Origin of the sequence: Pseudomonas sp. GM102 (genome assembly GCF_000282555.1) — a bacterium.
Taxonomy (GTDB): Bacteria; Pseudomonadota; Gammaproteobacteria; order Pseudomonadales; family Pseudomonadaceae; genus Aquipseudomonas.
The window spans coordinates 30826-43227 of sequence record NZ_AKJB01000003.1 but is presented as its reverse complement, the minus strand read 5'-3'; the positions used below and the strand labels follow the sequence as shown (position 1 = coordinate 43227).

Genomic DNA, 12402 nt, shown 5'->3' with positions numbered 1-12402 from the left:
TTCACTCCCCCCTAACCAACCAATTTGGAATAGCCGAAATTTGAATATTCTGAACTTGAGCTTTTGAACCCAGTGATTTAGACAGTCCGGTCTCGTCCGTTACACCTTGAATTTCCGAGCCATCTTCAAGAGTGGCGATGTATGCAACGTTTTTAAGTGGAGCTCCAGATACCGGGTCCATCAACTGAATACGTACATCAAAACCAAAAATGTTCAACGGAACTGGCGCCACAAACGGCACCGGCGTATGCGAATTCCCAATAATCACCGTCGAAGACCCAGCCGTAACCTTATTGCCATGAGTACCAACAGAACCCACCGTGGCCGCTGGTTTACCGTTAATCAACACAGTCGTCGCAAGATCGCCAACCATCGCACCACCACATGCCGAGGCATCGCCTTGGCTGGCGGCCGCGAGGCCGTCGAAGAATACGTCGCCGGAACCGGCGGCGATCGGGTTGGTGCCGTGGCCGGGGAGCGGGCAAGCGGTGGGGTCGGTGACGCGTGCTGCGGGTTTGCCGGACATCGGAGTCTCCTTAGTTGACCTTCACTTGACCGCTGCCATCCAGGCGCGCGGCGAAACTGACCTGGCGCTTGAAACCATCAACTTCCAGCAGGCCTTCGATGCTGAAGGACAGGCGAAGCTGATCGTTGTCACGCGGCAGGGAAATGACACGCACATTGCTCAGGCGTGGCTCGTAGGCTTCGATGAAATTCTCGATGGCCAAACGGGCCTGACTCAGGGAGTCGTGCAGGCTCAGGCGCATGTCATTGAGATCGGGTAGCCCGTAATCGGACAGCGTTTGCACGCTGCCCGCACGGGTGCTGAGCATCTTGGCCAGATGGGCAGCCACGGACGCCATGGCGGAGACCTCGCGGCTCCAGCCGACGCGTTTGTCTGCGTCGCCACCCAGGCGTTCGAAAAGGCTGCCGTATCCAGTCATGAGTTAGGCTCCGCTTACTCTTTGTCCAGCTTGCCAACCAGCGACAGGGTGAAATCGGCACCCATGTACTTGAAGTGCGGGCGCACGTTCAGGCTGACGCGGTACCAGCCCGGCTCGCCTTCAACATCGCTGACGATGATCTGGGCGGCGCGCAGTGGACGACGGCCACGGACTTCGGCGCTCGGGTTTTCCTGGTCGGCCACGTACTGTCGGATCCACTTGTTGAGTTCCAGCTCGAGGTCGGTACGTTCTTTCCACGAACCGAGTTGCTCGCGCTGCAGCACTTTCAAGTAGTGAGCCAGGCGGTTGACGATCATCATGTACGGCAGTTGGGTGCCGAGCTTGTAGTTCAGTTCTGCGGCCTTGCCTTCTGCGCTGATGCCGAAGAACTTCGGCTTCTGCACCGAGCTTGCGGAGAAAAACGCCGCGTTGTCGGAGCCTTTGCGCATGGTCAGGGAGATGAAACCTTCCTCGGCCAGTTCGTATTCACGACGGTCGCTAACCAATACTTCGGTAGGAATCTTGGTTTCGATTTCGCCCATGCTTTCGAAGTGGTGCAACGGCAGGTCTTCAACCGCACCACCGCTTTGTGGGCCGATGATGTTCGGGCACCAGCGGAATTTGGCGAAGCTGTCGGTCAGCTTGGTGCCGAACGCGTAGGCAGTGTTGCCCCACAGGTAGTGCTCGTGGCTGTTGGCGACGGTTTCTTTGTACACGAACGATTTGACCGGGTTTTCTTCCGGGTCGTACGGGTTACGCAGCAGGAAACGCGGCACGGTCAGGCCAACGTAACGGGAGTCTTCCGACTGGCGGAAGCTCTGCCATTTGGCGAATTGCGGGCCTTCGAAGTGATCTTTCAGATCTTTGAGGTCCGGCAGGCCGGTGAAGCTTTCCAGGCCGAAGAATTTCGGGCCGGCGGCAGCAATGAACGGCGCGTGGGACATGCAGGCTACGCTGGACACGTACTGCATCAGTTTCACGTCCGGCGAGCTTGGGGACATGTAGTAGTTGGCGATGATCGCGCCCACCGGCTGACCACCGAACTGGCCGTATTCAGCGGTGTAGATGTGCTTGTACAAGCCCGACTGCATCACTTCCGGCGAATCTTCGAAGTCGTCCAGCAGGTCGTCCTTGGAGACGTTGAGGATTTCGATCTTGATGTTTTCGCGGAAGTTGGTGCGGTCGACCAGCAACTGCAGGCCACGCCACGACGATTCCAGGGACTGGAAGTCCGGGTGGTGGAGGATTTCGTCCATCTGACGGCTGAGCTTGGCATCGATCTCGGCGATCATGCGGTCGACCATGGCCTTCTTGACCGGCTCACCGTTGTTCTGCGGCTTGAGCAGCTCTTCGATGAACGCCGACACACCGCGTTTGGCGATGTCGTAGGCTTCGTCGTCCGGCGTCAGGCGGGTTTCGGCGATGATGCTGTCGAGAATGCTGTATTCGCCATTCTCGTTACTTTTTTGCTGCGCTGCACTCGAACTCATGGTGTTGGCTTCCTTGGCTGATAGAGACTCAGGCGTCCTGGGCTGCGGCGTTCAGGCCCAGCTCACCCAGTACGCGACCGCGGGATTCGTCGTCGGCGAGAACGCCTTCGATGGCTTTGCGGAACGCAGGCGCGTTACCCAACGGGCCTTTGAGGGCCACCAGCGCGTCGCGCAGTTCCATCAGTTTTTTCAGCTCGGGCACTTGCTCGACCAGCGAGGCCGGGTTGAAGTCCTTCATCGAGTTGACGCGCAGTTTCACGGCCAGTTCTTCAGTGTCGCTCTCTTCCTGAAGACGGTTCGGCACGCTCAATGTCAGGCTCAGCTCTTGCTTGGCCAGCACTTCGTCGAAGGTCATCTTGTCGATGCTGATCGGCTTGCGATCTTCGATTTTGCGTTCGTCCTTGCGGTGGGTGTAGTCACCGATTGCCAGTAGTTTCAGCGGCAGTTCAATCTCTTCCTGAGCACCGCCGGTGGCGGGTTTGAAGGTGACGTTGATGCGTTCCTTGGGGGCTACCGAGCCTTCTTTGGCCATGGCTTTTCTCCTTGCGGTTGTGGCCCGGGGGCCTATTCGAGTACCACTTCGAGATCGAGGTGGCACAGCCTGCGATAAATCTCTTCCTTGCGTTCACGCACTGCATGGTTCTGCGGTAACAACTCGCAGCAGCTATGCAGCAAATGCAGCACTTCCAGCGCAAGATCGGGCTCCCAGGCGTGCAGGCCTGAGTCCTGTAATGTTTGGTCGAGGGTTTCGAGTTGGGTCTTGGCCAGTTCGTATTTCTTGGCCATGAAACACAGCCGCGCGAGGGCGAACTGCCAGAAGAATCGAACCCGCCCGCCGTGGGCACTTTGCAAGCCCTGCTTGAGAATCTGCACGGCGGCCTTGAGGCCGTCCTTGCGCAGAACCGGCAAGACTTCTTCCAGGGCCAGCTCCCAGGCCGGCTGGGTATCGGCGACCTCGACTTTGCGCGGCGCACTGGCGCTTTGCAGGTGCGGCATGACGTGGGCGCCGATCCAGGCGCGGGTGGCCGGATCGGCGAACGGTGCGCCGTCGTGAAAACGCAATTCGATGATGCCGGGCAGGCGCTGAACCAAAAGCGCGAAGTGGATTTCCACTTCGCGCATCGCCATCTCGGCGTTCAGCCCCTGGAGGCATTCCCAGACTATTCGCTGGCCATCGAACCAGAACGGCGCCTTCGCCAGGCTCGCCTCCAGCTCTACCAGCAGATCAGCGTATTTCCCCTGGTCGTAGCGGTCCTGATAGGCCTTGAGTTTGTCCGCCGGCAGCCCGCGCAGAACGGTGATCTGCTCGGCGTTACGCTCGGGCACCGCGTCGATCGGCAGCCACAGCAGCGTGCGATTGAGGCGCAGGGCGCGCAGGTCGGTGGCTTTCTGCTTGAGCCACCAGGCACACAATGGACGGGCGTTTTCCTGCTGGGCACGCAGGGCCTTGTGGGCTTCTTTTTCGTTGTCGATCGGTGCGCCGGGAGTTAACAGCTGGGTCGCGGCCTGCTTGACCTGCGCCACCGCGGCGCCCACCACACCGGGCTCCGGCTGATTGTCAGCGGCGCGCTGGACCATGTTTTTCAAACGCCGGGAAATCGGCAGCAGCAACGGCGCGTCGTCGCCCAAATGCTCGGTGCACGCGGCGTCGAGCCCTTCCAGATGCTCGACCAGACGGCGGAACAGCGGCAACTGCTCTTTGATCGCGACGTTTTCGTTCAGCACCTGCTCAAGACGCGGCACCAACCAGCTGATGGCTGCGGCGCGGGTGCGGGCCTTGTTCGGGTGGATTTCGGCCCAGTGATTTTCACAGAGGTGGTGCAGCAAACCGAGGCCGGCCAGCAACCCCGGGAAGGATTCACGCTGGTACAGCGCCCAGGTCAACCAGGCGCCGACACGCAAATCCTTGGATTGCGTGCGCAGCAGGTTTTCACTGTTTTCGCGGATTTTCAGCCAGTCGATCTGACCGCTTTCGTGCATGGACGAGGCTTTACCCAGCTCACTTTCCAACGCCTCATATTCGCTCGAAAAGCGAACATCCTCGCCCGCGAAATTCTCTTTTGAAACAGAGGCCTTTGCGAGTTCAAGGTAATGAGCGGAAAGTTTGCTTGAGTAGGACATCCGTGACCTTTAATTAGGATTACAGTCACACGGCCATTGGAGTTGAAATGGCGCCGGACAATATCAAAGAGCTGCGATGAGTCTCATCCAATTGAGTTCGCGCTCTTTCAAGGCGCGCATCCTAATCACAATGATGGCCATTAGCAAGCATCCGATAAAACAATAAAACTGCGTCTTCGTTGTTGCTGTAGGAGATCACCCTATAGGAGACAGGGGATCCCCTGATGCCGGTTTTGACCTCCCCACCCTCGACCCATTACCCCTGCAACCATTGAGCCAGAGCGGTTTATCAACCCCGCCAATCATCACAAGACATTCACACCCTGAAACGGAACACAGCATGACAAAAATAAAACATGAAAAATGTAGGAGCTTTCCTAAAAGTTACAGTCATCCATGGACGTAGCGATAACTGACAATAAGCAATACAAAGTGCCATCATAATGATGGCACTTTGTATTTCACCCATCTTTCTACAAATACGTACTCAGTTCGCCTCAAACTTCTTACAAAAGTATCGAAAGCCATTCACGCATTGCTGACGCAATTTTGGAATGCGGAAAACTCTGACGGACTTTTTGGACGAGTCCGACATTCATTCTTTTGCTCTCTTGTTAGCGTGCTGGACAGTTTGCGTTTGCTCACGCCGGGCATGGCTTGGGCACCGCGATTTGTCTTCTCTTTCGGCTCAAGGACGAGCCACGGAAAGCAAAAGGATAAGCGCATGTTCGCCCCGGCCAATGCTGCTCATTTCACGTTGTTGATCCCAACGGTTCGCAACGATTTCAAAGTGCTGGCCTTTGGAGGCACCGAAGCCATCAGCACCTTGTATTCGATCCAGATCGAGCTGGTTAGCGAATACCCTGACTTCGATCTGGAAAGCTTGCTCAGCCAGCCGGCGTTTCTCCAGTTCGGTCTCAATGGCGACGGCATTCATGGCCGTATCGAAGATGCGCTCGTCGGTGAAGCCGGTAAACGCCTGACCCGTTATCACCTGACCCTGGTGCCCGCGCTTTACTACTTGCAGTTCAGCCACAACCAACGGATTTTCCAGTACCTGACGGTGCCGCAAATCATCGCTCAGGTCCTCGAGGGGCATGGCATTCAGGCCGATGCGTTCACCTTCAACATCGGAACGAATCAGGAGCGCGAGTACTGCACTCAATACGGGGAAAATGATTTCGAGTTCGTCCAGCGGCTGTGTGCCGAAGATGGCATCGCGTGGCACCATCGGCATTCCCGGGAAGGCCATGTGTTGGTGTTCACCGACGACCAGACCTTCTTCCCCACGCTGGGCGAAACCCCTTATCAGCAGGACTCCGGCCTGGTGGCGGAGCATTCGGTGGTCAGCCAATTCTCCCTGCGCTTCAGCACCCGCCCCAGCACGACCACCCGCCGACACTACGACCTGAAACGCCCGAGTCTGTTGCTGGAAAGTCGCTTCACCGCCGAGTTCACTCCTGAGCTTGAAGACTATCGCTACCCGCTGTTTTTCGAGAGCGAAAAACGCGGTAAACAGCTCGCCCGGCAGGCACTGGAACGGCACCGTACCGATTACCAATTAGCCGAAGGCGAAAGCGACCAGTCGACCCTGCGCAGCGGTCATTTTTTCAGCCTGACGCAACACCCACGCGAAACCTGCAACGATCGATGGCTGTTGCTCAGTGTCACTCACGCTGGAAAGCAACCCCAGGTGCTTGAAGAGTCAGTTACCAGCGCTGCCAAACCTGAGGACGGTTTTACCCAGGGCTACCGCAACCGCTTCAGCGCGGTTCCCTGGAACGTGTTTTATCGACCACCGATGCCTGCGCGAAAACCTGTGCTGGTCTGTCAGACAGCGTGTGTCACTGGGCCGCCCGGAGAGGAAATTTTTTGCGATGAGTACGGCAGGGTTCGTGTCGAGTTTCCTTGGGATCGGGCAGAACTCAACAGCGAAAAAAGCAGTTGCTGGTTAAGGGTTGCATCCAGTTTGGCGGGCGAAGGCTTTGGGGCGGTGACCATCCCGCGCGTCGGCATGGAAGTGGTCGTGACATTTCAGGAGGGCGATCCGGATCAACCGTTGATCACCGGTTGCGTGGTCAACAAGGTCACGTCCGTCGCTCATCAGTTGCCCGAGAACAAGACCAGAACGGTTCTGCGCAGCCAAAGCTCGCCGCGCAATGGCGGCTACAACGAACTGTCGATTGAAGACCGCACCGGGCAGGAAAGAATCTACCTGCGCGCCCAACGCGACATCGAGCAACTGATCCTCAACGACAGCCGCAGCCTGATCAGCAACGACCGTTTCGAGCAGGTGGACAACAACAGCACCAGCCTGATCAAAGGCGAGGAACTCCACACCACCCAAGGCGTGCGCAGCACGGTGATCGGCGGTGATGAACGGATCACTATCAGCGGTAATAGCAGCACGACGTCCACGGGGTCGCTGGTGATTCAGGCCGGGCAACAGACGCATGTCACCGCCACTCACGTGGTGATCGATGCCGGCATGAGCCTGACGTTCAAGGCGGGTGGTCACCACATCGTCATCAACGCCGGCGGGATTTTCAGCAGCGTGGCCATTGTCGAGGGCGGTGCGCCACTGGCGGGTATTGCGCCACTACAGGCGCTTCAGGCTGTGACCAGTAATCCGAATCCCGTCATCGCCAGCCCACTGTCAATCGTCACCGCCGCCCGCCAGCAGGCAGCGGACTACTGCCCGCTTTGCGAGGCTTGTCTCGCTGGCCAATGCAGCATTGGAGAAGTCGCATGAATGCACTCGAACAATGGCTACACGAGCAATCGCGATCCGGGCGGGATCTCTATCTGATGCTCGACACTGACGGTCAGCTCGACGAGCGCACGGCGTTGGCCAAAGAACTGGGAGCCGATCAGTACCGCAATTTGTATGTGGGGACGGCAGCCAGCTCAATGGCGCCAGCAGGGCCTTTTCTTTTCCATATTGGCACCGTCAAACATCCGCTCATCCAGGCACTGCTCGATTCGCCCGAGCGTCATTGGGGCTGGCTGGCGAGCGCGATCAACTTTGACCTTGATGCGTTGGTCACTCACTGGCGCGACCGGCTGGTAGTCGGTGAGCGACCGAATCAAGCGGTGTATCGCTTCCACGATAACCGCGTACTGGGGCGCGCCCTGGCCTATCTGCAACCTGAGCAGCGCGCCGAATACCTTGGGCCGATCGCCAGCGTCTGCTACTGGCACGCTGAACAATGGACGGTCTCTGACAACCCTGACCCCGGCGAACATCCACTGCCGCTCGCTCCGGCCTGGTTGAAAACCCCGACACCGGACATTGTCTACGCGAACGTGCAGTTCGATAACACTCGCCGCTACCTCATCCGCGAGCACACCGAAGCCCTGGCGACCCTCGCCACACAGCTGAATGTGGATGACTGGTTATGGGGCCAGATTCAATTGGCCCGTTTGTGGGGCTGGCAGCAACCGGAGCAGGTGCATTTTTTGCTGACTCAGTGCTTGAAGGCGCCGGGTTACCTGCCGCCCAAGACATGGCAACCGAAACCGGAAGAGGACCCAGCGGCGCATTTTGAGCGGGTATATGAGCAAGCGCTTTATTGGCAGGGAAATGCGCCTGTATGAAACGGATCTTTCAAAGCCTGACCCTCGGCAGTTGCCTCTCCCTGACACTGGGTTGTTCCGCGCTCGGCAAGTCGAACAGTTTCACTTTCGTTCCCGATTTTCCGCCTGACTTCAAGTACGAACTGACAGCCAAATACGTGCCCACCCAAGGACAAACGTGCACCGTGCCGGGCGGGAAAGGTACTCAGCTTGGATTCAACAAGGTCTACATGGAATACGAAGCGACTTCCGAAATCCCGCTTTACCGAACCGTGAGCGGGTGCCCGCTGGCGTTGAAACGTGTGGAGGTCGAAGTCATGGGCATCTTTGGCCCTGGACGGGGCAACCGCAGTTATGACTATGCCGCAATTGCCGTGCGTCCAGAGTTGTTAGAGCGACAAATGGGCACTTTCAACACTGACGGCGTAGGTGAGTTCTTTGGTGAATGCCAGTGGGCTTTTCGCACAGTCGGCCCCAAACGCTACCTGATAAAACTGCTTACCTGCAAAAAAATGGATGAAGAGGGAAATGTCGCCCGGAGTCGTCCTTTCACGGCGTATACGCTGACTCAGTTACCGGGGAAAACCGTAACGCTGAAAATCAAGCTAGCGGATGAAGAACTGCCAGGCTGGGGTGACACTTGGGTCAAAGTCCCGGGAGGCTGGAAGCGCTGTATGGGAAAAGGCTTTGAAGACCAGCGTGGCTATTGCAATGGAAATTACGAAGATTTCAGTACCTTCAGAATGGTGGATGAACGGATCTGCACCATTTACCCAGGCTGCACGGAAGGCAAGGACGAAACCCGATGAACATTCAAACTTTAGCAGTGAGTGATGTGCCTTTTATGGGTGGCAGTATCCACGCCTGCCCGCTACGCGGTCATTCGACGAGCTTTCAGTTAGTAGACGAATTCGGCGACGGCAAACCTTATGCAGGTTTGATTTATGAAGTCATCGATTACGAAGACGCTGTCTACACCGGCAAGTTGGATGCTACAGGCGCCGGAAAAGTGGATAACCACTACTGCGGCCCAGTAATGCTCATAGTCGATCAGCCCTTCCAAGGATCAGAAGAGCTCTACAAGGATCTAAGAGATAGAACGAACTACCCTCTCCCCATCACCGAACTACAAGTACGCGCCGAAAAAACCCGCTTTGTCGACAAATCAGGCGTACGTACTCTCGCAAATCCAGCAAAAGACCTCGCTGATCCCGAAGCCTACTACCAGATTGAAGTGAGCGAACTGGTCAAGCACGTAGCGCATTTGCCACCCTTGACCTCGCGCAGTACCCCACCCAACACGGTGTTGCACTCGCTGTTTCGCCAACCCGCAACAACCAGAGCATTCACGCCTCAGAAAAAAAATGCCCCGGATAGCGGAATGGGCGCTGTCATGACCCCAGCAGACATGGGCATGTTCGAACTTGGGTTCGCCCCGCCGCCGCCCAAGCCAAAAGGCATCGCCTTACTGCCGAACAAACATCATGTGCTGGAAGTCCGTCCGATGAGGGCGCTGCGGCCGATGTTGTCGACTGGCAACGAGTTTTGCGCACTCAACCTCTATCAACTGGCACTGATGTCGACGTTGAGTTACACCGACTTTGGTCAAGACCCGAATACCCAACCCGTCGAAACGGATAGCGTGACCTTTCCACTGCGGCCGAGCAGTGGCAACTGGTTCGGTCATGCCTTGCCGCAATTTGATGAGTTGTGGAAAGTCGATCCCTCGCAGACGAAGAAGTACTACCCGCTGTATGAAGAGGTGCCTTACTCGAAACGGCTGGAAGTGGTGCCGTTCGACCCGTTGCTCTACCCCGAAGTCAACAATCCAGAGTTGGGTGATGAGCAGGAACACCCGGCCAAGCTGCACTTTCTTGACGATCGCAAACTCAAGGAAAGCTCGGACACACAGGCCTTCATCACCCATCACGACGAGTTGATATTGATCAGTGTCAGGGGAACCAGTGAGATAGGACCCGACGCCTGGCTTGATGCGGATGCACACCAATACCCTTCGAGGAAGGGGGTGGCAAAGTGCACAACGGTTTTTATCGGGCAGCGAAAGTGGCCTACACGTTTGCCGTGAAGTATTTGGAAAAATTCTACATTGGGCAAAAGCTGGTGATTTGCGGACACAGTCTCGGCGGTGCGGTAGCACTGTTGCTGGCTGAAATGTTGCGACGCGATGAACAATATGCACCAGACATCGTGCTTTACACCTACGGCGCCCCCCGCGCCGCCGACTCAACCTTTATCGAAGCTGCAAAACAGCTGAACCACCATCGCATCGTTTTCCACAACGACCCCGTACCGAGCGTTCCTTCTACCTGGATGAACACGCCATCCAACCGCGTTCCGATGTACGCCACCCATGGGGTGGTACTTGCCCTTCACCCGGTGGGTGGTTTGGCGTTTTTTATAGGCGGGATCATTAATTTCCTGGGTGACCCATATGGGCATCACGGCCAGTTACGTCATTTTATGCCGGTGGAATTCGGCGAAGGCCACAGGTCCTCCATCCTCTGGGAACCGGGTTGCAGCACGATCAAAGATCATGGTTGCGCCGAAGCGCTGCGGCAGTTTGATGGCTTGCCCAAGCGCGACTCATTTCTGCGGCAGGTGATAGATAACGGCCATCACTCGATGGTCGGCAGCTACATTCCCGGATGCTGGGCCAGCCTGCGCCGCTGGCAGGAAGCGCTGGAAAAAAAACGCTCGCTGGTGACTTTGACTGAATTCCAATGGGTCAGCGACGCCCTGACAAATGTCTCAGGGCAGCTGAGCGCACTCAAAGCGAAAATCGAAAAACTCTCCCGTGCTCATGCCAATCCCCAGCGAGATGCCCAAGCGATAAGGGATCTTGAAAAAGAAGTCGAACAGATCGGCCAAACCAAGGCCCGTCTGCTAACGCTGCACAAGCGGACAGTCATCGACGCCGACGTTTATGGCAGCTACGCCGACCAGCCCGAGTGGGTGCAGGAAAATCTGCTGCGCTGGAAAGCCCATCCGGAAAACATCGTTCAGGAACAGTTGGCAATGATTCCACCGGTCGCCGAAGACCACGACGCAGCCATTGCGGCAATGACCGGAGGGCATGCCGTAGGCACGCCATTTCATCTGGATATTGATTCGATTGTGTAGCTTTACTGGTGAAACGAGCGCTGGATCATTTGCCAGTGCAGGAGATGGCGGCGCATAGCGCCAAGGTGTAGCCAGTACAGATCATTCCCACGCAGAGCATGGGAATGATCGAAGACCTACAGAAACTCAATCAAGCATTCGGGCAAGGCACCGGTGCCCAATCGCCCAGGTCCGGGTTCTTGCACATGCTGTTGACTTGAGTGTTGCCTGCGCTGGCGACCTGTTTGCTTTCGGCCTGTTTGGCTTGTGCGGTCTGCAGGGTTTTCTCGGTGGTGACCGCTTCTTTCGGCACGGTTGGCAGTACCGGTTTTTTCGCCGGTTTCACCGCTTTTTTGCTCTTGGCCGGCGCCACGACTGGCGTGGTGTCGGCGGTTGCCACGGTGACCACGTCAGTGCGCTGTACGCCGACTTGCTGCAGGTCTTTTTCGTAGGCCTGGGTGTAGTTGTTCAGGTCTTCGCTGGCTTTGCCGTTCACTGCAACGATCAGATCGTTGGACTCTTTGAGGCCTGCGACGATTTCTGCCAGGCGCTTGCGGCCTTCGGTGTCGTTGACGGTTTTGGCCTTGCGGTCGGCGACCAGTTTGGTGAACGCGTTCTGGTAGCACTGCTGCGAAGTCTTGGCGTATGCGGTGCTGCGATCGATGTCGGCGGCGCTTTTGTTGACGTCGGAGGCGTAGGACGCGATGCGCTGGTTGTCATCGGCGATCTGCTTCTGGCGCTCGGTGTAGTAACCGGCCGCGCCGCCCGCCAGGGCACCGCCCGCTGCACCGATGGCGGCGTTGCGACCACGGTTCTCGGAATCGACCAGGGCGCCCAGCAGTGCACCGCCGACAGCGCCGACGGCGGCGCCGGTGACAACCGACTTGGTCATGTTCGAATCGGTGGCACGCAGGTGCTGCACCGGCTCGTAGCAGTTCGGGTAGTACTCGACTTTGGTGCTTGAGGCGACCTTGGAGGTCGGCGACGTGGCGCAACCGGTCAATACGGTGCTGAAGCCGACGGCCATCAGCAGCAAGTGACGCTTGGAAAGCGAAGCAACAGGTTTACGGGAGGAAAGCATAGTTGTGTTCTCTTTTAAGTTTGACCAGCTCAGCACGGCCCACCGCCGCCTGAGTCCCTTCCAAGCTCGC

11 protein-coding genes are annotated in these 12402 nt (G+C 57.3%); 5 read left to right on the top strand and 6 right to left on the bottom strand.

Going from position 1 to position 12402, the window contains the following annotated elements:
* Position 1: 1 nt before the first annotated feature.
* From PMI18_RS28225 to tssA, 5 genes are read right to left on the bottom strand one after another with little or no spacing between them, the layout of a single operon-like run.
* Positions 2-526, bottom strand: coding sequence for a PAAR domain-containing protein (locus PMI18_RS28225; RefSeq protein ID WP_007894556.1), 525 nt, complete (start codon positions 524-526; stop codon positions 2-4).
* A 10-nt stretch (positions 527-536) separates the two neighbouring features.
* On the bottom strand, positions 537-944 hold the full coding sequence (gene tssE, locus PMI18_RS28230; RefSeq protein WP_007894554.1) for a type VI secretion system baseplate subunit TssE: 408 nt from the start codon (positions 942-944) through the stop codon (positions 537-539).
* A gap of 14 nt (positions 945-958) precedes the next feature.
* The gene (tssC, locus tag PMI18_RS28235; RefSeq protein WP_007894551.1) at positions 959-2434 is read right to left on the bottom strand and encodes a type VI secretion system contractile sheath large subunit; all 1476 of its coding nucleotides are present in this window, start codon (positions 2432-2434) and stop codon (positions 959-961) included.
* Positions 2435-2462: 28 nt separating this feature from the next.
* Entirely contained in the window at positions 2463-2966 is a 504-nt protein-coding gene (gene tssB / locus PMI18_RS28240) for a type VI secretion system contractile sheath small subunit (protein WP_007894548.1), read from the bottom strand.
* A 32-nt stretch (positions 2967-2998) separates the two neighbouring features.
* Positions 2999-4555, bottom strand: coding sequence for a type VI secretion system protein TssA (gene tssA, locus PMI18_RS28245; protein ID WP_007894544.1), 1557 nt, complete (start codon positions 4553-4555; stop codon positions 2999-3001).
* Between the two features lie 724 nt (positions 4556-5279).
* Here tssA and PMI18_RS28250 point away from each other — a divergent pair.
* From PMI18_RS28250 to PMI18_RS31810, 5 genes are read left to right on the top strand one after another with little or no spacing between them, the layout of a single operon-like run.
* The gene (locus PMI18_RS28250; RefSeq protein ID WP_007894541.1) at positions 5280-7307 is read left to right on the top strand and encodes a type VI secretion system Vgr family protein; all 2028 of its coding nucleotides are present in this window, start codon (positions 5280-5282) and stop codon (positions 7305-7307) included.
* Entirely contained in the window at positions 7304-8152 is an 849-nt protein-coding gene (locus tag PMI18_RS28255; protein ID WP_007894538.1) for a DUF4123 domain-containing protein, read from the top strand. The genes PMI18_RS28250 and PMI18_RS28255 overlap by 4 nt, the downstream gene beginning before the upstream one ends.
* On the top strand, positions 8149-8940 hold the full coding sequence (locus tag PMI18_RS28260; RefSeq protein ID WP_007894536.1) for a hypothetical protein: 792 nt from the start codon (positions 8149-8151) through the stop codon (positions 8938-8940). Before PMI18_RS28255 ends, PMI18_RS28260 begins: the two co-directional genes overlap by 4 nt.
* Positions 8937-10217 carry a hypothetical protein gene (locus tag PMI18_RS31815; protein WP_007894528.1) on the top strand — a complete coding sequence of 427 codons (1281 nt, stop codon included), beginning with the start codon at positions 8937-8939 and terminating at the stop codon, positions 10215-10217. The genes PMI18_RS28260 and PMI18_RS31815 overlap by 4 nt, the downstream gene beginning before the upstream one ends.
* The gene (locus PMI18_RS31810) at positions 10166-11272 is read left to right on the top strand and encodes a lipase family protein (RefSeq protein ID WP_007894526.1); all 1107 of its coding nucleotides are present in this window, start codon (positions 10166-10168) and stop codon (positions 11270-11272) included. The genes PMI18_RS31815 and PMI18_RS31810 overlap by 52 nt, the downstream gene beginning before the upstream one ends.
* 130 nt (positions 11273-11402) lie before the next feature.
* Here the strand turns inward: PMI18_RS31810 and tagQ are convergent, their stop codons facing one another.
* Complete coding sequence (gene tagQ / locus PMI18_RS28265; RefSeq protein WP_007894524.1) at positions 11403-12332, bottom strand: type VI secretion system-associated lipoprotein TagQ; 930 nt, start codon at positions 12330-12332, stop codon at positions 11403-11405.
* Between the last annotated feature and the right edge of the window lie 70 nt (positions 12333-12402).